Annotated in this window: 21 protein-coding genes; 19 read left to right on the forward strand and 2 right to left on the reverse strand. The window is 67.9% G+C overall.

What is annotated here, in order from left to right; translation table 11 throughout:
• Positions 1 to 36: 36 nt before the first annotated feature.
• From VAR608DRAFT_RS24680 to VAR608DRAFT_RS24755, 16 genes are all read left to right on the forward strand, one after another.
• Entirely contained in the window at positions 37 to 1,134 is a 1,098-nt protein-coding gene (locus VAR608DRAFT_RS24680) for an AraC family transcriptional regulator (RefSeq protein ID WP_088956464.1), read from the forward strand.
• Between the two features lie 159 nt (positions 1,135 to 1,293).
• Positions 1,294 to 2,673: a DcaP family trimeric outer membrane transporter gene (locus VAR608DRAFT_RS24685; protein WP_157731111.1), complete on the forward strand. Its 1,380-nt coding sequence runs from the start codon at positions 1,294 to 1,296 to the stop codon at positions 2,671 to 2,673.
• A 4-nt stretch (positions 2,674 to 2,677) separates the two neighbouring features.
• On the forward strand, positions 2,678 to 4,939 hold the full coding sequence (locus VAR608DRAFT_RS24690) for an arginine/lysine/ornithine decarboxylase (protein WP_088956466.1): 2,262 nt from the start codon (positions 2,678 to 2,680) through the stop codon (positions 4,937 to 4,939).
• Between the two features lie 63 nt (positions 4,940 to 5,002).
• Complete coding sequence (speC, locus tag VAR608DRAFT_RS24695; RefSeq protein ID WP_172843896.1) at positions 5,003 to 7,378, forward strand: ornithine decarboxylase; 2,376 nt, start codon at positions 5,003 to 5,005, stop codon at positions 7,376 to 7,378.
• Between the two features lie 49 nt (positions 7,379 to 7,427).
• Complete coding sequence (gene potE, locus VAR608DRAFT_RS24700; RefSeq protein WP_231972950.1) at positions 7,428 to 8,759, forward strand: putrescine-ornithine antiporter; 1,332 nt, start codon at positions 7,428 to 7,430, stop codon at positions 8,757 to 8,759.
• Positions 8,760 to 8,774: 15 nt separating this feature from the next.
• On the forward strand, positions 8,775 to 9,680 hold the full coding sequence (locus VAR608DRAFT_RS24705; RefSeq protein ID WP_088956467.1) for an amino acid ABC transporter substrate-binding protein: 906 nt from the start codon (positions 8,775 to 8,777) through the stop codon (positions 9,678 to 9,680).
• Positions 9,681 to 9,712: 32 nt separating this feature from the next.
• Positions 9,713 to 10,936 carry an arginine deiminase gene (locus VAR608DRAFT_RS24710; RefSeq protein ID WP_088956468.1) on the forward strand — a complete coding sequence of 408 codons (1,224 nt, stop codon included), beginning with the start codon at positions 9,713 to 9,715 and terminating at the stop codon, positions 10,934 to 10,936.
• Positions 10,937 to 10,948: 12 nt separating this feature from the next.
• Entirely contained in the window at positions 10,949 to 11,953 is a 1,005-nt protein-coding gene (locus VAR608DRAFT_RS24715; protein WP_088956469.1) for an ornithine carbamoyltransferase, read from the forward strand.
• 1 nt (position 11,954) lies between these two features.
• Entirely contained in the window at positions 11,955 to 12,893 is a 939-nt protein-coding gene (gene arcC / locus VAR608DRAFT_RS24720; RefSeq protein ID WP_088956470.1) for a carbamate kinase, read from the forward strand.
• Between the two features lie 40 nt (positions 12,894 to 12,933).
• Positions 12,934 to 13,575, forward strand: coding sequence for a VIT1/CCC1 transporter family protein (locus tag VAR608DRAFT_RS24725; protein ID WP_088956471.1), 642 nt, complete (start codon positions 12,934 to 12,936; stop codon positions 13,573 to 13,575).
• A 21-nt stretch (positions 13,576 to 13,596) separates the two neighbouring features.
• Positions 13,597 to 14,727, forward strand: coding sequence for an AI-2E family transporter (locus VAR608DRAFT_RS24730; RefSeq protein ID WP_088956472.1), 1,131 nt, complete (start codon positions 13,597 to 13,599; stop codon positions 14,725 to 14,727).
• Positions 14,728 to 14,731: 4 nt separating this feature from the next.
• Positions 14,732 to 16,294, forward strand: coding sequence for an efflux transporter outer membrane subunit (locus tag VAR608DRAFT_RS24735; RefSeq protein ID WP_088956473.1), 1,563 nt, complete (start codon positions 14,732 to 14,734; stop codon positions 16,292 to 16,294).
• Positions 16,295 to 16,349: 55 nt separating this feature from the next.
• Positions 16,350 to 17,495 carry an HlyD family secretion protein gene (locus tag VAR608DRAFT_RS24740; RefSeq protein WP_088956474.1) on the forward strand — a complete coding sequence of 382 codons (1,146 nt, stop codon included), beginning with the start codon at positions 16,350 to 16,352 and terminating at the stop codon, positions 17,493 to 17,495.
• Between the two features lie 15 nt (positions 17,496 to 17,510).
• Entirely contained in the window at positions 17,511 to 18,551 is a 1,041-nt protein-coding gene (locus VAR608DRAFT_RS24745; RefSeq protein WP_088956475.1) for a DUF2955 domain-containing protein, read from the forward strand.
• Positions 18,548 to 18,880 (forward strand): potassium channel family protein, encoded by a 333-nt coding sequence (locus VAR608DRAFT_RS24750; protein WP_197700409.1) that lies wholly within the window; start codon positions 18,548 to 18,550, stop codon positions 18,878 to 18,880. The genes VAR608DRAFT_RS24745 and VAR608DRAFT_RS24750 overlap by 4 nt, the downstream gene beginning before the upstream one ends.
• A gap of 127 nt (positions 18,881 to 19,007) precedes the next feature.
• The gene (locus tag VAR608DRAFT_RS24755; protein ID WP_088956476.1) at positions 19,008 to 19,472 is read left to right on the forward strand and encodes a hypothetical protein; all 465 of its coding nucleotides are present in this window, start codon (positions 19,008 to 19,010) and stop codon (positions 19,470 to 19,472) included.
• A 90-nt stretch (positions 19,473 to 19,562) separates the two neighbouring features.
• On the opposite strand, the gene VAR608DRAFT_RS24760 is transcribed toward VAR608DRAFT_RS24755, so the two are convergent.
• The gene (locus VAR608DRAFT_RS24760; protein ID WP_088956477.1) at positions 19,563 to 19,877 is read right to left on the reverse strand and encodes an NIPSNAP family protein; all 315 of its coding nucleotides are present in this window, start codon (positions 19,875 to 19,877) and stop codon (positions 19,563 to 19,565) included.
• Between the two features lie 239 nt (positions 19,878 to 20,116).
• Positions 20,117 to 20,365 carry a hypothetical protein gene (locus tag VAR608DRAFT_RS24765; protein ID WP_157731112.1) on the reverse strand — a complete coding sequence of 83 codons (249 nt, stop codon included), beginning with the start codon at positions 20,363 to 20,365 and terminating at the stop codon, positions 20,117 to 20,119.
• A gap of 158 nt (positions 20,366 to 20,523) precedes the next feature.
• On the opposite strand from VAR608DRAFT_RS24765, the gene VAR608DRAFT_RS24770 reads away from it, so the two are divergent.
• The 3 genes from VAR608DRAFT_RS24770 (at position 20,524) to VAR608DRAFT_RS24780 (ending at position 22,104) form a co-directional block, all read left to right on the forward strand.
• On the forward strand, positions 20,524 to 21,003 hold the full coding sequence (locus VAR608DRAFT_RS24770) for a VOC family protein (RefSeq protein WP_088958958.1): 480 nt from the start codon (positions 20,524 to 20,526) through the stop codon (positions 21,001 to 21,003).
• Positions 21,004 to 21,085: 82 nt separating this feature from the next.
• A complete protein-coding gene (locus VAR608DRAFT_RS24775) occupies positions 21,086 to 21,367 on the forward strand; it encodes a DUF427 domain-containing protein (protein ID WP_088956479.1) in 282 nt (93 codons plus the stop codon).
• A complete protein-coding gene (locus tag VAR608DRAFT_RS24780) occupies positions 21,364 to 22,104 on the forward strand; it encodes a 2OG-Fe dioxygenase family protein (RefSeq protein ID WP_088956480.1) in 741 nt (246 codons plus the stop codon). Before VAR608DRAFT_RS24775 ends, VAR608DRAFT_RS24780 begins: the two co-directional genes overlap by 4 nt.
• Positions 22,105 to 22,215 lie beyond the last annotated feature (111 nt).

The raw sequence follows: 22,215 nt of genomic DNA on the forward strand, positions 1-22,215 counted from the left end.
CCGCCTTGTCTTCGGTGCCCGCGGGGGACGCGCCACATGCGTCGCCTTGACGTCCTCGAGCTGCGCGACGAGAAGTCGCAGGCTGCGGGCCATCTGACGCGGGGCGCGACGCTGACGGGCTACGACGCCCTGGCCCGCTCGGTCGGGCTCGATCCCGTGCACATGATGAAGGCGGCCGGCCTGCCGCCGGCCGTGCTTTGCAACAAGGACACGCTGATCAGCGTCGATTCGGTCGCGACGCTCTTCGAGGCGTCGGCGCGCGCATCGGGGCAGGAGGCCTTCGGCCTGCTGCTCGCCGAGACACGCAGGATCAGCAACCTGGGCGTGCTCGCCGCAGTGCTGCGCGAAGAGCCGACGCTGCGCGCCGCACTGCAATCCCTGAGACGCTACATGTGCGTGCAGAACGCCGGCCTGGGCCTGAAGCTCGAGGACATGGGCCAGTTCACGATGGCCTTCCTCGAGCTCAAGCTTCAGAAGCCGGGCGACTCGCGCCAGGGGATCGAGATGGCGGCCGGCGTCACGCTACGCACGCTGCGCGCGCTCGCGCACGAGGACTTCCATCCCGTCAGCATCTGCTTCCGTCATGGGAAGCCTCGCAGCCTCGAGGTTCACAAGCGCGTGCTCGGCGCGACGATCGACTTCTCGCAGCCCTTCGACGCGATCGTCTGCCGCAGCCGGGACCTCGACCTGGCGATTCCCCTGGCCGACCCCGAACTCGGCCACGCGCTCAAGCAGTGGCTGGACCAGCAGCTCACGGCGTCGAGCGATGAACCGCTCGACCAGGTGCGCCAGGTGGCGAGGGTGCTGATCCCGAGCGGAAGCTGCTCGGTCGAGCGGGTCGCCGAGCAACTGGGCACGCACCGGCGCACGCTCAACCGCAAGCTCGCGGTCGCCGGCCAGAGCGTCTCGACGGTCATCGACGGCGTGCGCGCGGAGATGGCCGAAACCTACCTGGCCGGCGGTGGGCGAACCTTCTACGAGGTGGGCTACCTGCTCGGATTCGCCTCGGGCGCCGACTTCTCGCGCTGGTTCCGCGGCCACTTCGGCATGACGGCCTCGCAGTGGTTGGCGCGTCGAGGGATGGGCCGCCCGGGGCGGCCGATCCGCGAACACTCCGAACTCGACGCGATGTGAGGGCGCTGCGGGTCGGTGGGGTTAGCGAGAGGGGTGCCTGTCCCAAACTGCAAACAAATTGTCCCGCCCTGCAAATGACTGCCGGGCAGTGACTCCTAAGATCGCACCCCGCGAGCGTTGGTCGATGGCGAACTGTCAACCCACACCAGAGGGGGTGTCATGAGGAAATCGCTTTGGACTCTTGCGATCGTCACAAGCGTGCTGGCCGTGCCCATGGCCCACGCCGCCGACCCGCAGGTGGATGAACTCAAGGCCCAGCTTCAGCAGGCCTTGAAGACGATCGAGGACATGCAGCGGCGTGTCGAGACGCTGGAGCGGCAGCAGCAGGCGCAGCAGCCTGCACCAGCTGCCGCGCAGGCGCCCGCGGGCGCGCCGGCTGGTGCGCCGGCCGGTGCGCTCGTGATCGCACCCCGCTCGGTCGCCGACGAGAACGCACCGGACAAGGACAAGGCGCATGTCGAGTTCTACGGCCAGGTGATGATCGACGCGATCTACGACGCCAAGCGCATGAACCCGCAGTGGGCCGCGACGCTGCGGCCCTCGCAGATCCCGGTCAACTGCCCGGGCGATGCGGGCTGCGGCAAGGACGGCGCCACCACCTTCAGCGTGCGGCAGTCGAGCCTCGGCTTCAAGTCGTTCATCCCGACCACCTACGGCCAGATCAAGACCGACGTGAGCTTCGATCTCTTCGGCTCCGATGGCGGCACCCACGTCCACTGGCTCAACGTGTGGGGCGAGCTCGGCGCGTTCGGCGTCGGGCAGTACTACTCGAACTTCATGGACATCGACGTGTTCCCGAACACGATCGACTACTGGGGACCGAGCGGCATGATGTTCCTGCGCAACCCGCAGCTGCGCTACACGCCGCTCGACCGCGACGGCATGAAGGTCGCGCTGTCGCTCGAAGCGCCGAATTCCGCGATCGACACCGGCAAGCTCACGCAAGTGGACCCGGCCTTCGGCACCGGCATCCAGCCGTGGAACCGCACGCCGGACGCGATCGCGTCGTTCCGGCTCGAAGGCGACTGGGGCCATGCGCGCGCGGCCGGCATGGTGCGCGAGGTGGGCTACCAGTTCGTGAACACGCCGGGCGCCAATCCGTCGGGCCACAAGACCGGCTACGGGGTGAACCTCTCGGGCGCCTTCAAGTTCTTCGGCGGCAAGGATTCGATGACCTGGCAGGCCGCCTACGGCCATGCGATCGCAAGCTATGCGAACGACGGCGGCGTGGACCTCGCGCCGGGCGCCACCCTGCGTGCCGAGACGGTGCCTTCAGCCGCCTGGCTGCTCTACTACAACCACGCCTGGAGCGCGCAATGGTCCAGCGCGATCGGCTACAGCGAGCACCGCCAGAGCAACACGGACGGCCAGTTCGGCAGCGCCTTCCACAAGGGCAGCTACGCGTCGGCGAACGTCCTCTTCTACCCGACGAAGAACATCACGACCGGCCTCGAATACCTCTGGGGCCGGCGCGAGAACAAGGACGGCGCCTCGGAACCCGATTCGCGGCTGCAGTTCTCGACCAAGGTCACTTTCTAAGACCATGCAGTTCCAGTCCAGCTTCCCGATCCTCATCGCGCATCGCGACGTCGGCGCCCCCTCGGTCGCGGGCGTGCGCATCCGCCAGATCCAGGACGAGCTCGAACGCAACGGGTGGAAGACGATCGCCGTCGCCGGGCAGTCCGATGCCGGCATCGTCGCCGGCGCGCATCGCGGGCTGTCCGCCATCGTGCTGAGCGCCGAGCCCGCGCGCGGCGATGCGGAGATGCTCAAGCGCCTGGTCGAGGAAATGCACAAGGTGCACGAGCGCGCGCCGCTGTTGCCGATCATCGCGCTCGGCGAATCGGCCGCGCTGGAGAAGGGCTCGGCGGCGGTGGTCGAGGCGCTGCGCCACCTGCACAGCGTCATCTACCTGTACGAGGACACGGTGCCCTTCCTGGCGCGGCAGATCATGCGCGCCGCATCGGAATACCTGGAGAACCTGCTGCCGCCGTTCTTCAAGGCCCTCGCGCACCACGCGGAGCGCTCGGCCTATTCGTGGCACACGCCGGGCCATGCGGGCGGCATCGGCTTCACCAAGTCGCCGGTGGGCTTCGCGCTGCACGAGTTCTTCGGCGAGAACACGCTGCGCTCGGACCTCTCGGTCTCGGTGCCGGAACTCGGCTCGCTGCTCGACCACACCGGGCCGGTGAAGGAGGCCGAAGCCTACGCTGCGAGCGTGTTCGGCGCCGACCACACCTATTTCGTCACCAACGGCACTTCGACCGCCAACAAGATCGTCTGGCATTCGATGGCGGGGCGCGGCGACCTCGTGGCGGTGGACCGCAATTGCCACAAGTCGCTCCTGCACTCGCTCGTCATGACCGGCGCGACGCCGGTGTACTTCATGCCGTCGCGCAACGACTACGGGATCATCGGGCCGATCGGCCTGGATCAGTTCTCGCCCGAGGCCATGCGAAGGCGCATCGCGGCGAGCCCGATCGCGCGCGGCCACAAGGGGCAGGTCCGCATCGCGGTGATCACCAACTCCACCTACGACGGCCTTTGCTACAACGCCGAGATGATCAAGGCGAAGGTGACCGACCAGGTCGACGCCCTGCATTTCGACGAGGCCTGGTACGCCTACGCGGCCTTCCACGAGTTCTATTCGGGCCGGCACGCGATGGGCGTGCCGCGCGGCCATCCGCGCGCGGACCACACGCTGGTCTTCGCGACGCAATCGACGCACAAGCTGCTCGCCGCCTTCTCGCAGGCCTCGATGATCCACATCCAGGAGTCCGAGAAGCGCAAGATCGACACGACCCGCTTCAACGATGCCTTCATGATGCACGGGTCGACATCGCCCCACTACGGGATCATCGCGTCGCTCGACGTCAGCGCCGCGATGATGGACGGCCCGGCTGGCCGCTCGATCGTCCAGGAGACGCATGACGAGGCGATGAACTTCCGCCATGCGCTGGCGGCGGTGGGCGAGGGCTTCAGGCGCGGCTGGTGGTTCCAGGTCTGGCAGCCCGAGAAGCTCGACCTGAAGAAGCCGCCGAAGACCTCCGACTGGGTGCTGGCGCCGAACGCGGCCTGGCACGGCTTCGGCAAGGTGGCGAGCGACTACGTGATGCTCGACCCGATCAAGGTCACGCTGCTCACGCCGGGCCTGGGCAGCGGGGGGAAGCTCGGCAAGACGGGCATCCCCGCATCGATCGTCACCAAGTACCTCTGGGAGCGCGGCCTCGTGGTCGAGAAGACCGGCCTGTACAGCTTCCTGATCCTGTTCTCGCTCGGCATCACGCGCGGCAAGTGGACCACGATGGTCGATGCGCTGGTCGATTTCAAGACCGACTACGAGGGCAACGCGCCCCTGTCGAGAGTGCTCCCCAGTGTGGTCGCGGCCGGCGGCGCCACCTACAAGCGCATGGGCCTGCGCGACCTCTGCGAGGCGCTGCATGCCTGCTTGCGGGACAACGACTCCGCGCGCGCGATGAACGCGATGTACACCGAGTTGCCCGAGCCCGCGATGATCCCCGCCGAAGCCTACGACCGGCTGGTGCACGGGCATGTGGAACCGGTGCCGATCGAGGCGCTCAAGGGCCGCGTCGCGGCGGTGATGCTGGTGCCGTATCCGCCGGGCATTCCGCTGATCATGCCCGGCGAGCGCTTCGGCACGGATTCGATCATCGAATACCTGAAGTTCGCGCGCGATTCGGACGACCGGTTCCCGGGCTTCGAATCGGACATCCACGGTCTCAGGTTCGAGGTCGACCGCAACGGGGGGAGGCACTGGCAGGTCGATTGCGTCAAGGAGGGCTAGCCTCATGAGCCGCCGGGCCGCCCCAAGGCGAATACCGCAGCGCTGCTGCGCGGAGGTTGACCAATGAGCCGTTACGCGAGTTATTCGCTGCAGCCGCAGGCGATTCCGATTCCGCTGCACAAGTACCTGAAGGTGGTCGCCATCGTCGATGCCGACAACCCGCAGACGAAGGAGCTGCTGGCCCGCCTCGCGGCGAACGGCCTGGAGCTCGAAGTGTCGGGCCGCTTCGAACGCGACCTGGCCGAAGACGCCGGCGTGGGCGCGTACATCCTCTGGATCGACGGCGACATGCTCGCCAAGGCGCGCGCGCTGATGCGCGAGCTGCGCGGCGTGGGCTTTCGCACGCCGGTGTGGATCCTCGCGGACTCGCAGCGCATTTCCGACGTGCCGGTGGTGAGCGGCCTCGGCGAGGTCGAGGGCTACGTCTACCTCGGCCAGCAATCGCCCGAGTTCTATGCCAAGCAGATCGGCGCGAGCCTCGTGAAGTACGGCATGTCGCTCCTGCCGCCGTTCTTCGGCAAGCTCATGGCCTACGACGGCAAGGCGACCATCGCCTTCGACTGCCCGGGCCACCAGGGCGGGCAGTTCTACCGCAAGTCGCCCGCGGGGCAGCTCTTCTTCAAGCACTTCGGCGAGAGCATCTTCCGCAACGACCTGTGCAACGCCGATGTCGAGCTCGGCGACCTCTTGATCCACGAGGGCGCGGCCGACGAGGCCCAGCGCCACGCGGCGCAGGTGTTCGGCGCCGACCGGACCTACTTCGTGCTCAACGGCACCAGCACCTCGAACAAGATCGTCGCCAATGCGCTGCTTCGGCGCGGCGACCTCGTGCTGTTCGACCGCAACAACCACAAGTCGGTGCACCAGGGCGCGCTGGTGCAGGCCGGCGCGGTGCCGGTCTTCCTGCCGACCGCGCGCAACGCCTTCGGGATGATCGGCGCGGTCGACTGGGACGCCTGGGACGAGGCCTCGCTGCGCGAGCGCATCCGCGCCCATCCGCTCATCGAGGACAAATCGCGCGCCGACCTGCCGCGCCCGTTCCGCCTCGCCTGCATCCAGCTCGCGACCTACGACGGCACCGTCTACAACGTGCGCAAGGTGCTGGAGCGCATCGGCCAGCTGTGCGACTACGTGCTGTGGGACGAGGCATGGATCGGCTACAACGCCTTCCACCCGCTGTTCGCCGACCACAGTCCGATGCGGCTCGGCGAGCTCGGTGCGGATGCGCCGGGGCTCTTTTCGACGCAGTCGGTGCACAAGCAGGGCGCGGGCTTCTCGCAGGCCAGCCAGATCCACAAGCGCGACGACCACCTGATCGGGCAGCCGCGCTACGTCAACCACCAGCGCTTCAACGAGTCGTTCCTGATGAACGCCTCGACCTCGCCGTTCTATCCGCTGTTCGCATCGCTCGACGTGAACGCGAAGGTGCACGAAGGCAAGGCCGGCGAGATGCTGTGGGACCGCTGCATCGAGCTCGGGATCGAGACGCGCAAGAAGTTCCGCGAGTTCGGCCGCCATTTCGCGCAGACCGGGCGCAATGCGGCCGAACAGTGGTTCTTCGATCCCTTCGTGCCAGACCGGGTGACGATCAAGGGCTCGCCGTTCATGGAGGACGTGAGCGACGTGCCGTGGGAAAGCCTCGCCACCGACGTGATCAAGCGCGAGCAGCAGTGCTGGAACTTCGACCCCAGAGCGCGCTGGCACGGCTACGCCGGCTACGTGGACGGCTACGCCATGGTCGACCCGAACAAGCTGATGCTGCTGACACCGGGCATCGACCGTGCCACCGGCGAGTACCTCGATTTCGGCGTGCCGGCGACCGTGGTCGCGAACTACCTGCGCGAGCAGCGCATCGTGCCCGAGAAGTGCGATCTCAACAGCATCCTCTTCCTGATGACGCCGGCGGAGGACGAAAGCAAGCTCAACAGCCTGATCGCCAAGCTCGTGAAGTTCAAGAACCTGTGGGACGAGGACGCGATGCTGCAGGACGTGCTGCCGTCGCTCTACGCCGCCAACGCCGAGCGCTATGCCGGCTACACCCTGCGGCAGGTCTGCAACGAGATGCATGCGTTCTACCGCGACGCCAACGTCAAGGGCCTGCAGGGCCGGTGCTTCCGCGCCGACAGCTTCCCCGAGCTCGCGATGCTGCCGCAGGACGCCTACCGCGCGCTGGTCGGCAACCAGGTGGACTACGTGCCGCTCACCGAGGCCGAGGGGCGCATCTCGGCGACCTTGGCGCTGATCTATCCGCCGGGCATCGGCATCGTGGTGCCGGGCGAGCGATGGGACGAGCGCGCCAAGCCGATGCGGGACTACTTCTGCGCCTTCGAGGAGTCGTTCGGCCGGTTCCCGGGCTTCAACTACGAAGTGCAGGGGGTGTACCAGGAGCGAGGAAGCGACGGGCGCATCCGCTTCCACACCTACGTGGTGCGCGAATAACGCGCCGCAGGTGGAGCGGGCCCAGCGGACAGCAACCAAGGAGACGACGATGGCAGCCGTTCAGGAAAAGAAGATGGGTGTGATGCAGTTGACCTTCATCGTGACGGTCAACATGATGGGCTCCGGGATCATCATGCTGCCCGCCAATATGGCGCAGGTCGGCGCGATCTCGCTGCTTTCATGGGTTGTGACCGCGATCGGTTCGCTCGCGATCGCCTACAGCTTCGCGCAGGCCGGGGTGTTCAACCAGCGCTCGGGCGGCATGGCCGCCTACGCGGAGGATGCCTACGGGAAGGACGGGTACTTCCTCGTCTTCTTCCTTTACTTCCTGTCGCTTGCGATCGCCAACGTGGCGGTGGCGAGTTCGGCGCTCGGCTATCTCGCGGCGTTCTTCCCCGTCCTCACCGCCTCCGCCATCTCGACCTGCGCCGGCGTCATCGCGCTGCTGTGGATCACCACGGTCGCCAACTTCGGCGGGCCCAAGCTCACCGGGCGCATCGGCTCGATCACGGTGTGGGGCGTGATCCTGCCGGTGGGCTTCATCTCGGTGGCGGGATGGATCTGGTTCAACGGCCACACCTTCGAGGAAGCCTGGAACCCCAAGGGCGTCAGCCTGTTCGAGGGCATGGGTTCGAGCATCTCGCTGACGCTGTGGGCCTTCCTCGGCATGGAATCGGCGTCGCAGAACGCCTCGGCGGTCGAGAACCCCAAGCGGGACGTGCCGCTCGCCTGCATGTTCGGCACGCTCGGCGCGGCGGTGATCTACATCCTCTCGACCACCGTGATCCAGGGCATCGTTCCGAATGCCGAGCTGGCCAAGTCCACCGGCCCGTTCGGGCTCGCCTACACGCAGATGTTCAACCCGGCGGTCGGCCAGACCGTGATGGCGCTGGCGGCGATGGCCTGCGTCGGCTCGCTGCTGGGCTGGCAGTTCACGCTCGCGCAGACCGCCAAGGACGCCGCCGACACCCACATGTTCCCGGCCATCTTCGGCAAGGCCAGCGCGGCCGGCGCGCCGATCGCGGGCATGGTGATCATGGGTGTCGTGCAGTCGGTCATGGCCCTGTCCACGATCTCGCCGGACCTGAGCAAGCAGTTCGCGGCGCTGGTCAACCTCGCGGTGGTGACCAACGTGGTGCCCTACATCGTCTCGCTCTCGGCGCTGTTCGTGATCATGCGCAACGCGGGCGTCGAGCCCGGCGTCTACAAGCGCAACGCGGTCATCGCGGTGATCGCGATGCTGTATTCGGTGTACGCGCTCTACGCCTCGGGCAAGGACGCGGTGCTCGGCGGCATGCTGGTGATGGCGATCGGCTTCGTCATCTACGGCTTCATCGCGCCGCGCTTCGTGACCCGGACGGCGGCCGCCCGCGCGGCGTAAGAGGAGGGCCAGACCATGCGATCCATCCAATTCCGAAGCGCCGTCCTCGCGCTGATCGGCGCCGCGCTGCTGCATGCGGGTGCCGCATTCGCTGCCGGCACGCTCGACAAGCTGCGCGAATCCGGCAAGTTCGTCGTCGGCTACGTCGCAGACGGCTCGTCGCTCACGCAGAAGGACGCGACCGGCAAGATCACCGGCTATGCGATTGCGCTGTGCACCAAGGTCGGCGAAGCGGCCAAACAAGAACTGAAGTTGTCGGCACTCGCCGTCGAGCTTGTCCAGGTGTCGATGGAAGAACGCTTCAGCGCCGTCTCACAGGGCAAGATCGACATGCTGTGCGGCGCGGTGCCGACGCTGGAGCGCCGGGCCGAGGTCAGCTTCTCGATCCCGGTCGGCTTCGTCGGCGTCAATGCGGTCATCCGTTCCGACGCGCCGGTGCGCCTCGCGCAGGTGCTGACCGGGCGGGAACCCCCCGCGCCGGTGATCTGGCGCGGCACCAACGCGCCGGAGCGGCGCGTGCTCGCGGTGGTCGGCGGTTCGACGGTGGAACGTGCGCTGGCCGACAAGCTCGCCGAACGGCGCATCGCGATCGACGTGGTCTCGGTCAAGGACACCACCGAAGGCGTGCAGGCGGTGGTCGACCGCCGCGCCGATGCCTTCTTCGACGGGCGGCCGCTGCTGCTCGACGCGGTGGCGCGCAGCCCGGCCAAGTCGAACCTCGTGGTGCTCGACCGCCTCTTCAGGCGCGAGCTGCTCGCGTTGGCGATCCGGCGCAACGACGACGACTTCCGCCTCACGGTGGATCGCGCGCTGAGCCGCGTCTACCGCTCGCCCGAACTGCCCACCATCTACCGGACCTATCTGAAGGAGCCGGACCGGGAGGCGCTCGAATTCTTCGAGCTCATGGCCCTGCCCGAATAGACATCCACGCACCAGCACGAAGGAGGCACGATATGCAAAAGCTTGGAGTGCACAGCGAAGTCGGCAAGCTCAGGACCGTGATGGTCTGCCGGCCGGGACTCGCCCATCAGCGCCTGACGCCGGGCAACGCGGCGGAGCTGCTGTTCGACGACGTCCTGTGGGTTCAGGAAGCGCAGAAGGACCACTACGACTTCGTGCTCAAGATGCGCGAGCGCGGCGCCGAGGTGCTCGACCTGCATGAACTGCTCGCCGAAACCTTGAAGGACACCGAGGCGCGCGCATTCGTGCTCGACCGCCGCATCACGGTCAACGACGTGGGGCTCGGTGTGAAGCACCTTCGCGCCTGGCTGGACCAGATGCCGGCCGAGAAACTGGCCGAGCACCTGATCGGCGGCATCGCGATCCTCGACGTGCCCAAGAGCGAGTGGTCGACCCTGCTCGAGGACGCGATGGGCGGCACCGACTTCCTGCTGCCGCCGATCCCGAACACGCTGTTCCAGCGCGACCCCTCGTGCTGGATCTACAACGGCGTGACCTGCAACCCGATGTACTGGCCGGCGCGCAAGCCCGAGACGCTGCTGCAGCGTGCGGTCTACAAGTTCCATCCGCGGTTCAAGGGGGCGGACTTCAAGATCTGGTGGGGCGATTCGGACGAGAACTTTGGCGCATCGACCATGGAAGGCGGCGACGTGATGCCGGTCGGCAAGGGCGTGGTGCTGATCGGCATGGGCGAGCGCACGACGCGGCAGGCGGTGTTCCAGGTCGCGCAGCAGTTGTTCGCGCACAAGGCTGCCGAACGCGTGATCGGCTGCCTGATGCCCAAGAGCCGTGCGGCGATGCACCTGGACACGGTGTTCAGCTTCTGCGACCGCGAGGTCGTGACCGCATTCCGCGAGGTGTCCGACCAGGTGCGCTGCTACAGCGTGCGGCCGGGCAAGGGCGAGGCGCTCGACATCCGGGCCGACAAGGGGCATCTGTTCGACGTCGTGAGGGAGGCCCTGGGCATCCCCAAGATGCGCGTGGTCGACACCGGCGGCAACGCCTGGCAGGCCCAGCGCGAGCAATGGGACGACGGCAACAACGTCGTCGCGCTCGAACCCGGCGTGGTGGTGGCCTACGACCGCAACACGCATACCAACACGCTGCTGCGCAAGGCGGGCATCGAAGTGATCACGGTGCGCGGCGCGGAACTCGGACGCGGGCGTGGGGGCGGTCATTGCATGACCTGTCCCATCTCGCGCGATCCAGCCTACTGACAGGAGAGTTACATGAGCTTCAATCTGCGCAACCGCTCCCTGCTGACCGTGCAGGACTACACCCAGCGCGAGTTCCGCTACCTGCTCGACCTCGCGCGGGACCTCAAGCGCGCCAAGTACGCGCGCACCGAGCAGCGCCATCTGCTGGGCAAGCAGATCTGCCTGATCTTCGAGAAGACCTCCACGCGCACCCGCTGCTCGTTCGAGGTGGCCTGCCATGACCAGGGCGCGCACGTGACCTACCTGGACCCCGCGGGCTCGCAGATCGGCCACAAGGAATCGTTCAAGGACACGGCGCGCGTGCTGGGCCGCATGTACGACGCGATCGAGTACCGCGGCTCCAGCCAGACCGGCGTCGAGACCCTCGCGAAGTACGCGGGCGTGCCGGTCTTCAACGGGCTCACCGACGAATACCACCCGACACAGATGCTCGCCGACGTGATGACCATGCGCGAGCACAGCGACCGGCCGATCCACGAGATCAAGTACGCCTTCCTCGGCGACACCCGCAACAACATGGGCCATTCGCTGATGATCGTCGGCTGCCTCATGGGCATGGACGTGCGCATCTGCGGACCGAAGTCGCTCTGGCCCGCCGAGGACTACCTGAAGATCGCGCGCGGCCTGGAAAAGCGCTACGGCGGCAAGCTCACCGTCACCGACGACCCCAAGGCGGCGGTCAAGGGCGTGGACTTCATCCACACCGACGTCTGGGTCTCGATGGGCGAGCCGAAGGAAGTCTGGAAGGAGCGCATCGACCTGCTCAAGGCCTACCAGGTCAACGCGGAGCTGATGAAGGCCAGCGGCAACCCGCAGGTCAGGTTCATGCACTGCCTGCCCGCGTTCCATGACAGCGAGACGGTGCTGGGCAAGCAGATCGCCGAGACCTACGGCATCAGCAACGGCCTCGAAGTCTCCGACGAGGTGTTCGAGTCCGAATCCAACATCGCCTTCGAGCAGGCCGAGAACCGCATGCACACGATCAAGGCGATCCTGGTCGCGACGATGGGAGACTGACATGCTCATCGTCACCGCGCTCGGCGGAAATGCGCTGCTGCGACGCGGGCAGCCCATGACCTCGGAGAACCAGCGAGAAAACATCCGTATCGCCGCCAGGGCGCTCGCGCCGGTCGCACGCCAGCACGACATGGTGGTCGGCCACGGCAACGGGCCGCAGGTCGGCCTGCTCGCGCTCCAGGGGGCGGCCTACACCGACGTGGAGACCTATCCGCTCGACGTGCTCGACGCCGAGACCGAAGGGATGATCGGCTACATGATCGAGCAGGAGCTGGGCAACCTGCTGCCTTTCGAGCGGCCCTTCGCGACGCTCCTGACCATGATCGAGGTCGACCCGAAGGACCCGGCCTTCGCGAACCCGACCAAGTTCATCGGCCCGGTCTACAGCAAGGAAACCGCCGACCGGCTGGCGGCCGAGAAGGCGTGGGTCTTCAGGCAGGACGGCGACAAGTGGCGGCGCGTGGTTGCCTCGCCCGAGCCCAGGCGCATCTTCGAGCTGCGGCCGATCAAGTGGCTGCTCGAACAGAACACCATCGTGATCGCGGCGGGCGGCGGCGGCATTCCGGCGGCCTACGAGCCCGGCGCTCAGCGCAAGCTGGGCGGCGTCGAATGCGTGATCGACAAGGACCTCGCCACCGAGCTGCTCGCGCGCGAACTCAAGGCCGACCTGTACGTGATGCTCACCGACGCCGATGCGGTGTACGTGGACTGGGGCAAGCCGATGCAACGCGCGATCCGCCGCGCATCGCCCGACGCGCTTTCGGCCATGACCTTCGCCGCCGGCTCGATGGGGCCGAAGGTGGCGGCGGCCTGCCGCTTCGCCAAGGCGACCGGCAAGACCGCCGCGATCGGCGCGCTCGGGGACCTGGAACGCATCATTGCGGGCGAAGCAGGAACCACGGTATCTTCGGCGGCGTCCGGCATCGTGCTGGCCAGGTAGGCTGCCCGCGGGGAGGGACCCGACGGGAGGAGGAGTCCAGATGGAAAACCGTGTTCTCGACCCGATCGACCGCAATTCCGAGATTCTCTTCGGCCTGTTCATGGTCCTGAGTTTCACCGGCACCTTGAGCGTGGCCACCGCGGGCCAGAAGGAGGTGCGCGAGATGCTCGTCGCGGCGATCGGCTGCAACATCGCGTGGGGCTTCGTCGACGGCGTGATGTACGTACTGCGCAACCTCGTCGTGCGGGCGCGCCAGGCCAGGCTCTGGCGCGAGGTGATCGCGGGGGGCGCGCCCGAGCCGGCCCATGGCCTGATCGCGCAGGAACTCGGCCCGCTCGCGAGCGCCCTCGGGCCCTCCGAGCTGGAGCGCACGCGGCAGTGGATGGTCGCCCAGCCCGCGCATGTGGCGCCGGTCGCGGCGCTCACGCGACAGGATCTGGTGGGCGGCCTCGGCGTCTTTCTGCTGGTCTTCGCCTCGACCTTTCCGCCGGTGCTGCCTTTCTTCTTCTTCAGCGAGGTGCGCCCCGCGATGCGCGTGTCGGCCGCCATCGGCATCGCGATCATGTTCCTGTGCGGCTACGAATGGGGGCGCTACGCGGGCCTGAAGCCATGGCGCGCGGCGTTCGTGATGGCGGCGCTCGGGGCCGGCATCCAGGCCGTGATCATCGCGCTGGGCGGTTGACGCAACTAACCGGAGACGAGCATGCAGATGCCTCAAGAATCCAACGGCGAACGGGTCTCGCTTGGCGCGTCCGCCCTCATGGACGTGCTGATCCGCGCCGGCCTCGTGATCGTGCTCGCGCTGCTGTGCTATCGCGTGTTCTCGCCCTTCCTGACCCTGATCGCGTGGTCGCTGATCCTCGCGGTCACGCTCTATCCGGCCCAGCGGTCGCTCGCGCGCCGCGTGGGCGGCCGCCAGTGGCTCGCGGCCACGCTGCTGGTGCTCGCGGGCATCGTGCTGATCATCGTGCCGACGGCGGTGCTCTTGAGCTCGGTCGGCGATTCGGTGCGGCAACTGATCGCCGACGTGCAGAACAACTCGCTGCGCCTGCCCGCGCCGCGCGACAGCGTCGCGAAATGGCCGATCGTCGGCGAAAGGATCTTCGGGATCTGGTCGCAGGCCTACAACGACCTGCCGGCGCTGGTGCAGAGCCTGCAGCCGAAGATCGGCAACCTCGCGCGCACGGCGCTCAGCGCGGTCGCGGGCATCGGCGGCGCGCTCCTGATGTTCGTCGCGGCGATCATCGTCGCGGGCATCGTGATGGCCTTCGGCGAGGCCGGCAGCGGGGCCATCCGCGCGATCTTCGTGCGCATCATCGGGCCGGCGCGCGGCGTCGAGTTCGCGGACCTCTCCACAGCCACGATCCGCGCGGTGGCGCAGGGCGTGATCGGCGTCGCCTTCATCCAGGCGATCATCGTCGGCGTGTGCCTGCTGATCGCGGGCATCCCGTGGGCCGGGGTGCTCTCGCTGATCGTGCTGGTGCTCGGCATCGCGCAGGTGCCGGCGATCATCGTGACCATCCCCGCGATCGCCTGGCTCTGGACGCGTGGCGACCAAAGCACCGGCGCCGCGGTCGCCTACACCGTGCTGCTGCTGGTCGCGGGCATGGCCGACAACGTGCTCAAGCCGCTGATGCTCGGCCGCGGGGTCGATGCGCCGATGCCCGTGATCCTGATCGGCGCGCTCGGCGGCATGGCGACCGCGGGCATCCTCGGCATGTTCGTCGGCGCCACCTTGCTCGCGCTCGGCTACCAGATCTTCATGGGCTGGGTCCATACCGGTCCGGCATCGGGCACGGCGGCGCCGAAAAGCGACCTGCCGGCCGCCGACTGAAGGCATGCCGGCCGCGATCCCGCGTTGGCGCACTGCGACCCTGCTCTGGTCCGCATGCCTGGCGCTGGGCGGCTGCACCATGCTCGGGCCGGACTTCGCGCGGCCCGTGGTGCCCTGGGCGCAGGACTGGTCCGGCAACGCCGGGCGCACGCTCTCCGCGGATGCTCTGCCGCGCGCGCGGGTCGTGGCCGATGACTGGTGGCGCAGCTTCGACGACCCCGTGCTCGACGATCTCGTGGCCGAGGCCCAGCGCCTCAATCCCGGCGTGCGCCTCGCGGCGATGCGCATCCTCGAATCGCGCGCGCAGCTCGGCATCGCGGGCAGCGGCCTCTATCCGCAGGTGCAGCAGGTGAGCGCCAATGCGCTGCGCGCCGGCCAGCGGCAGTCGCGCGGCGCGAGCACCGCCTTCTGGAGCGCCAGCGCGGGCTTCAACATCGCCTGGGAGATGGACTTCTGGGGCAAGTACCGCCGCGGCATCGAGTCGGCCGACGCGGGCTACTTCGCGACCATCGCGCAGTACGACGACGTGCAGGTGCTGGTCGCGGCGCAGGCGGCGAGCCTCTACGGCAGCATCCGAACGACCGAGCTGCGCCTTCGCATCGCGCACGAGAACGCCGAGATCCAGAAGCGCAGCCTCCAGATCACCGAGCGGCTGTTCAAGAGCGGCAACGAATCCGAGCTCGACGTGCAGCAGGCCCGTTCGCTGTATCTGGGCACGCTGGCGACCATCCCCGAGTTCGAGGGCGTGTTGCGCCAGTCGCAGAACGCGCTCGCTGTGCTGCTCGGCCGGCCGCCCGGCCCCTTGCCCGAGATGGCGGCCGGGCAGGGCCGCATCCCGCGCGCGGAGCTCGGGCTGATCGTCGACGTGCCCGCGGACCTGTTGCGGCGCCGGCCCGACGTGCGCACGGCAGAGATGCAGCTCGCTGCGCAGTCGGCGCTGATCGGGATCAGCGAGGCGGCGCTCTATCCCTCGATCGCGCTCGGCGGCACGCTCGGCCTGTCGGCCACCTCGATCGCGGGTTCGCCCTCTACGGCGAGCTGGGCGATCGGTCCGGCGCTGGTGTGGAACGTGTTCGACCACGGCAACCTCAGGAACCAGGTGCTGGTGCAGGACGCGCGCTTCCGCGAGCTGCAGGAGCAGTACCAGAACACGGTGCTGACCGCCGCGCGCGAGATGGACGATGCCGCGGCCGGCTTCGCGAGCAACCGGGCGCAGATCGATCTGCTCGAAGGCGCGGTGCAGGCCGCGCGCCGCTCGCTCGACATCGCGACGATCCAGTATCGCGAAGGCCTGGTCGACTTCCAGCGCGTGCTCGATTCGCAGCGCACGCTGTTCAGCCAGCAGGAGCAGCTCGTGAGCACGCAAGGCAGCGTGGTGCAAAGCCTCGTGGCCCTCTACAAGGCCCTGGGTGGCGGCTGGCAGGCAGCGCGCGAGCGGCCGCTGCCGATCGACGAGGAAACACGCCGCGCGATGGCCGAACGCAGCGACTGGAAGCCCCTTTTGAACGATCCATTGCCGCCCCCGGGGGCGCAGCCGCCTTCGCGGCAACGGAGCGAAATGCCATGAGCCGCCGGGCCGCCCCAAGGCGAATACCGCAGCGCTGCTGCGCGGAGGTCCCCCAATGAGCGATCAAACCGCCACCCCGCCACCTGATCCCGATGTGCCGCCCGAGGCGCCGGCGCCGGCGCCGAAAGCCGGCGCCGGCACGCGCATCGGCGCGCTGGTGCTGACCGTCCTCATCGTCGGCAGCCTGGTCATCTACTTCGTCGGCGACCGCCTCACGCCGAGCACCTCGCAGGCGCGCGTCCAGGCTTTCGTGGTGCCGGTGGCGGCCGAGGTCGGGGGCAAGGTGCTGGCGGTGCACGTGCGCGACAACGACGAGGTGCAGCCGGGACAGCCCTTGCTCGACATCGATCCCGAGCCCTTCCGCATCGCGCTGCGCCGTTCGCAAGCCGACTTCGAATCGGTGCGGCGTTCCGTGCAGGGCTCGGTCGCCGGCGTGGACGCGGCGCGCGCCGCATTGAGCGTCGCCCAGGCCGGCCGCGAGATGGCCGAGCGCGATGCCAGCCGTCAGGAAAGGCTGCACGACGAAGACCCGGGTGCGATCTCGGTGCGGCGCCTGGAGATCGCGCAGTCCACGCGCGACCAGGCGCGCAGCCAAGCCAAGCGCGCCGAGGCGGACCTGCGCAAGGCAGAGGAGGCGGCCGGCGACAGCGGGGAGGGCAACGCACAGCTGCAAAGCGCGCGGGCCGCGATGGAGAAGGCCGAGCTCGACCTCGCGCGCACCCGGGTGCTCGCGCCCGCGCGCGGCAGGGTCACCGACCTGACGACCGACGTGGGCCTGTTCGCGCAGCCCGGCGCGCCGCTGATGACGCTGATCGCGATGCACGACCTCTGGATCAGCGCCGAGATGACCGAGAACAACCTGGGCAACATCCAACCCGGCAACGAAGCGGCCATCGCCCTCGACCTGCTGCCGGGGCAGGTGCTCAAGGGGCGCGTGCGCAGCGTGGGCCGCGGCGTGAGCAGCGGCAAGCAAGGCTCGCCCGGGGCCCTGCCCACGGTCGAGAACAGCCGCGACTGGCTGCGCCAGGCCCAGCGCTTCCCGGTGGTGGTGGAGTTCGACCCGTCCGAACTCGGCCGGCTGCGCGGCGTGCAGGTGGGCGGCCAGGCGGATGTGCTGGTCTTCACCGGCGACCACCCGGTGATGAACGCCCTCGGCGCGCTCTACATCCGCGTCGTGAGCTGGCTGTCGTACCTCTACTGAGCACTGGAGCCCTCCATGACGCGCGGTGACAAGGCCAGCCTGCGCCTGACCCTCGGACTGGGCCTGGCAACCGCGCTGGCCTACGGGCTCGCGCTGAAGCTGCCGTTCGTGGTCTGCGTGATGGCGGTGCTGGTGCTGTGCAAGCCCGGCCCGCCGATGCCGCTGGTGAAGGGCATCGTCGTCGCGCTCGTTCTCGCAGGGCTGGTGGCGGCCGGCGTCCTGATGGTTCCACTGCTCGAGCACTACGCGTTCGCCGGCGTGCTGCTGACGGCCGTGGTGCTCCATGCGGTGTTCCGCGCCGGGCAGGCCCGCGGTGGCGCAGTGACCATCCTGCTGGTGATTTCCTTCGCGATGATGCCCGTGGCGGGCGTGGCGGAGCAATCGCTCGTCGCCGTGCTCAGCGGCACGCTGGCCGTCGGCCTGGGCGTCGGCACGCTGGTGAGCGCCATGTCCAGCGCGCTGTTCCCCGATCCGCCGCAGCCGGCGAGGGCGCCCGTGCAGCGCGCCGGCGCCGCTTCGGCCAACTGGATCGCGCTGCGCGGGACGATCATCGTCATGCCGGTCTTCGTGCTCGCGCTGACCAACCCTTCGTTCTATCTCGCCGCCATCATGAAGACGGCAACGCTGGCGCAACAGGCCGGCGAGGCGCAGGCGGGCGCGGCGAGCCGCGAGCTCGTGGGCTCGACCCTCATGGGTGCCTTCATCGGCATGGGCGTGTGGATGGGCCTGTCGCTGTGGCCGAGCCTGTGGATGCTGAGCTTGTGGCTGATGGCCGCGGCGCTGTGGACGGGCTCGGCCATGTTCGGCGTGCGGCGCACGCGCTTTCGCCCCTCGTTCTGGAGCAATGCGCTGGTGACCGCGCTGATCCTGCTCGGCCCCGCGATCGAGGACAGCGCAAGCGGCAAGAGCGTGCTCGAAGGCTCGGTCATGCGCACCTGCCTGTTCGTGGGCGTGGCGTTCTACGCCTCGGCCACGGTGTGGATCCTCGAACGCTGGAGACGCCGTACACCGAAGCCGGCCCCTCCACCCGATGTCAACCGAGCGAGTGCCAAATGAAAGCTTCCAGGATCATCAGACGCCGCTTCTTCCACGAGCTTTGGCGCGGGCTGGCCATCATCTGGCCCGTGTTGTCGGGGCTGCTGGTGCTGATGGCGCTGATCGGGCTGCTCGTCGCGAAGGTGGAAGGCTGGCCGCTGAGCGACGGGCTGTACTTCTCCTTCGTCACCGGGCTGACGGTCGGTTATGGCGACCTCGTGCCCAAGGCAGGGCTCTCGCGCGTGCTGGCCATGTCGATCGGGCTGTGCGGGATCGTCCTGACCGGCCTCGTGGTGGCCATCGCCGTGGAGGCGCTGCGTGCGGCCCTGAGCAGCGAGGATCGCGGATGAGCTGCCTGCAACGAGCTGCAGTTCCCGCCACCTAAAGTCGCCTGGCTTTACGTGACGTTCATCAGAATGCCATTCGGCAAGGCCATCATGCATGGCTCGAACGAGAAACAGAACGAGAGCAAACGCCATGGCACATCCTCCGTCGCAATCGATCGCCAACGCTCGAACGACTGCTGAGCTCGGCTCGGACACGGCCATTCCGATCCTCGTGGCCGAGGTCTTCGAGGAGGCGCCGCCCGGCGAGCGCTGCAGTCTCGTCGAGGCGCTGATGCGGCCGCTGGGCGTGCTGTCGCTGGTGGCCATCGCCAACGGCATCTTCGCCAGGATCCGGTTCCGCAACGCCGGCCAGGAGCCGAAGGTCCGCTTCGAGGACATCCAGAACGTCCATGCCGCCGACGTGGTCGCGCTGGTCCGGCACGCGCAACAGGTCAGCGTCGAGACCGTCGACGGTCTGGCTCAGCTGCTGGTCTCGTCGGCAGGCCTGGCGGGCTCAGCCGCCGCGACACTGCTGATCGCGCTGCTCGTGCAACGGGCGCGATCGCGAGGCGGATTGCGATCGGCTTCTGCCAGCCACTTGGCTGATCCTTTCTGAAGGTCTGCGCGCCTGCACGCGCCGCTCAGCCGGCGGCGACCTGTGTCCCGTTCACGATGCCAGTCTTGGGAAGGACAGCCATGGTCGCGGCTATGCCAGCGGCAGTTCACGCAGAAGATTGCTCCGCACCCACGTGAACGCACCCGCCTGCACATTCGCAGCCTGCCATTTCCTGAACTCCGGGTCGGCCGAAAGCGGGTCGGTGACCTTGGCGTATTCGCTTGCATTGTCGAAGCGCAGTTCGAGCACGTAGTTGCCGATCTCGCCCGCGGCAACGACCCACAGCCGCGCGTTGGTGGCGCCGTGGCGCTTCCAGAGCGCCGCACCGTTCTTTATCGCCTCCATGACGGCGCCGAGGTCGGCGCCCGGATTCGGTCTGAAGACATATCGCGCCTCGTAGGCCATGGCATCCTCCTTTCGTGGTGAAGGGGAAGGGCCGCTATTCAAGCACCATGCGGGCCAGGTGGCAATCGGATTCGGAGTAGGCGTTTTCCGGCAGAGAATTTCGGCGCTCGCTGAACGCCCGACCCGGTGGGACGGGTTAATTTGCCGCCACGGACTCGGCAAGACCCCAAAAGTAATCCGGGACCGCGAAGGCCCTCCGATCGGACGCGAGTCGTCGGAGGGCCTTTGTCAATGCTTTGTCAGTGGAGCGTCTCGTGATTCGATGAATGAAGCACCCGCATGGCGTACATCATCAGGGCTGCGCCGCCTGCTGCCGCGATCAGCGTCGCGCGCACCGGCTGCTGCGCGATGTTCGCCTTGGTGCGCGCTGCGCAAACATCCAGTGTGCGTCTCAAGCCGTGCGGCGGGCTCTCGCCCGGTGTCAGCGGCGTGGTGGCCTCGAGCGCAGCGACGTCGGCGTCCGTCAACGGGGGTATGTTGGGTTGCATGTCCAAATTGCTCTCCTGATGCCGTACAAAAAAGCATCTCAGCAGGACGGCCGGCCCCGGTGTCATCGTCTTGTCGAGTTTGCTGTAGGAGGAGCACGGGGGCATGATTCGCGCCCGCACCCCTTGACCCCATTCCTTGTCATGAATGGAGAATGAAATTGGTCAGCAAGAACACCATCTGTCTCTGGTACGACGGCACCGCCCTGGAGGCCGCACAGTTTTACGCCAAGACCTTTCCGGACAGCGCCGTGAAGGCCGTGCACCATGCGCCCGGCGACTATCCCGCCGGCAAGGAGGGCAATGTGTTGACGGTCGAGTTCACCGTCATGGGCATCCCGTGCCTGGGGCTGAACGGCGGCCCGGCGTTCAAGCACAACGAGGCCTTCTCGTTCCAGGTCGCGACCGACGACCAGGCGGAAACCGATCGACTGTGGAGCGCGATCGTCGGCAACGGCGGCGAGGAAAGCGCGTGCGGCTGGTGCAAGGACAAGTGGGGCCTGTCGTGGCAGATCACGCCCCGGGCGCTCACGGACGCGATCGCCGACCCGGACCGCGCGGCGGCCAAGCGCGCGTTCGAGGCGATGATGCAGATGAGAAAGATCGATATCGCGACCATCGAGGCGGCGCGGCGAGGCTGAGTCGCGTTGCCCCGAAGTGACCGGCCGCGATGTGCTACTTTCGTGCATGTGAGTGGCGCGCATCGCGCCTTGGAGTCACGAAATGAAAGCAACCTGGAACGGCGTCACCCTCGCCGAGAGCGACGACACCGTGCTCGTCGAAGGCAATCACTACTTTCCCGCCGCATCGCTCAACCGCGAGTATGTGAGCTTCAGCAACCACAGGACGACCTGCCCCTGGAAGGGCGCCGCGAGCTACTACTCGCTGCTGGTCAACGGCGAACTCAATCCCGACGCGGTGTGGTACTACGCCGACCCGAAGCCCGAAGCCGAGATGGTGCGCGACCGCGTCGCCTTCTGGAAGGGCGTGAAGGTGGGCGCGTGAGCGCGGCCTTCAGCCCACCATTCACACCGCCCGACCGGCTTGTTCCCACGCTGCGCCAGGACGGCTATGCCGTGCTGAGTCCGGAGGGCGTGTCCGAATGGCTCGGCGTGCCGATCTCGGAGCTCGATACGCTGCATGCCGACTGGTTCCACCTGCCGCCTGACGACTACCTGAAGGACGGCGGACGCTATCGCACGCGGCGGCATGCCTGCTTCACGGTCGACGGCGCCGAGCTCGTGCAGGTGCCGCATCGCGCGCACTGGCAGCCGGTCGAGTACAACGCGCTGCACGGCGGCATGCAGCGCTGGTTCGCGCCGATGCAGGAAGCCACGGTGGCGCTGCCCGTCTGGCAGCGGCTGATGCATGCGCTCGCCGATGCGGCGAGCGGGCTGCGCGGCGTGCAGCGCTGGTACGTGGAGGCGCACCAGTTCCGCATCGACACCGCCGACGGCATCGGACGCCCGACGCCCGAGGGTGCGCATCGCGATGGCGTGGACCTGGTGGCGGTCGCGCTCGTCGGCCGGCACAACATCAAGGGCGGCGAGACGCGCGTCTTCGAGGCCGCGGGCCGGCGCGGCGAGCGCTTCACGCTGACGGAGCCGTGGTCGCTGCTCCTGCTCGACGACGCGCGCGTGATCCACGAATCGACGCCGATCCAGCCGCTCATCGAAGGCGAAGCCGGCTGGCGCGACACGCTGGTCGTGACCTGCCGCGCAGGCGAATTCCAGGGTGACTGAACCTCGCCGCGGACCGTAGAGTCCTACATCCGCAGGCCACGCCTTGGATGTACATTCGGGGCCGGTTCGCCCGCGAACCAGGAATCTGTTCTCTTCGATCAAGAGGTCTGC

This window comes from Variovorax sp. HW608 (genome assembly GCF_900090195.1).
Lineage (GTDB): Bacteria > Pseudomonadota > Gammaproteobacteria > Burkholderiales > Burkholderiaceae_C > Variovorax.

What these genes read in the sequence shown, in the direction of transcription:
- VAR608DRAFT_RS24680 (WP_088956464.1), top strand. Translation starts at nt 37, where the DNA reads ATGCGTCGCCTTGACGTCCTCGAGCTGCGCGACGAGAAGTCGCAGGCT.
- VAR608DRAFT_RS24685 (WP_157731111.1), top strand. Translation starts at nt 1,294, where the DNA reads ATGAGGAAATCGCTTTGGACTCTTGCGATCGTCACAAGCGTGCTGGCC.
- VAR608DRAFT_RS24690 (WP_088956466.1), top strand. Translation starts at nt 2,678, where the DNA reads ATGCAGTTCCAGTCCAGCTTCCCGATCCTCATCGCGCATCGCGACGTC.
- speC (WP_172843896.1), top strand. Translation starts at nt 5,003, where the DNA reads ATGAGCCGTTACGCGAGTTATTCGCTGCAGCCGCAGGCGATTCCGATT.
- potE (WP_231972950.1), top strand. Translation starts at nt 7,428, where the DNA reads ATGGCAGCCGTTCAGGAAAAGAAGATGGGTGTGATGCAGTTGACCTTC.
- VAR608DRAFT_RS24705 (WP_088956467.1), top strand. Translation starts at nt 8,775, where the DNA reads ATGCGATCCATCCAATTCCGAAGCGCCGTCCTCGCGCTGATCGGCGCC.
- VAR608DRAFT_RS24710 (WP_088956468.1), top strand. Translation starts at nt 9,713, where the DNA reads ATGCAAAAGCTTGGAGTGCACAGCGAAGTCGGCAAGCTCAGGACCGTG.
- VAR608DRAFT_RS24715 (WP_088956469.1), top strand. Translation starts at nt 10,949, where the DNA reads ATGAGCTTCAATCTGCGCAACCGCTCCCTGCTGACCGTGCAGGACTAC.
- arcC (WP_088956470.1), top strand. Translation starts at nt 11,955, where the DNA reads ATGCTCATCGTCACCGCGCTCGGCGGAAATGCGCTGCTGCGACGCGGG.
- VAR608DRAFT_RS24725 (WP_088956471.1), top strand. Translation starts at nt 12,934, where the DNA reads ATGGAAAACCGTGTTCTCGACCCGATCGACCGCAATTCCGAGATTCTC.
- VAR608DRAFT_RS24730 (WP_088956472.1), top strand. Translation starts at nt 13,597, where the DNA reads ATGCAGATGCCTCAAGAATCCAACGGCGAACGGGTCTCGCTTGGCGCG.
- VAR608DRAFT_RS24735 (WP_088956473.1), top strand. Translation starts at nt 14,732, where the DNA reads ATGCCGGCCGCGATCCCGCGTTGGCGCACTGCGACCCTGCTCTGGTCC.
- VAR608DRAFT_RS24740 (WP_088956474.1), top strand. Translation starts at nt 16,350, where the DNA reads ATGAGCGATCAAACCGCCACCCCGCCACCTGATCCCGATGTGCCGCCC.
- VAR608DRAFT_RS24745 (WP_088956475.1), top strand. Translation starts at nt 17,511, where the DNA reads ATGACGCGCGGTGACAAGGCCAGCCTGCGCCTGACCCTCGGACTGGGC.
- VAR608DRAFT_RS24750 (WP_197700409.1), top strand. Translation starts at nt 18,548, where the DNA reads ATGAAAGCTTCCAGGATCATCAGACGCCGCTTCTTCCACGAGCTTTGG.
- VAR608DRAFT_RS24755 (WP_088956476.1), top strand. Translation starts at nt 19,008, where the DNA reads ATGGCACATCCTCCGTCGCAATCGATCGCCAACGCTCGAACGACTGCT.
- VAR608DRAFT_RS24760 (WP_088956477.1), bottom strand. Translation starts at nt 19,877, where the DNA reads ATGGCCTACGAGGCGCGATATGTCTTCAGACCGAATCCGGGCGCCGAC.
- VAR608DRAFT_RS24765 (WP_157731112.1), bottom strand. Translation starts at nt 20,365, where the DNA reads ATGCAACCCAACATACCCCCGTTGACGGACGCCGACGTCGCTGCGCTC.
- VAR608DRAFT_RS24775 (WP_088956479.1), top strand. Translation starts at nt 21,086, where the DNA reads ATGAAAGCAACCTGGAACGGCGTCACCCTCGCCGAGAGCGACGACACC.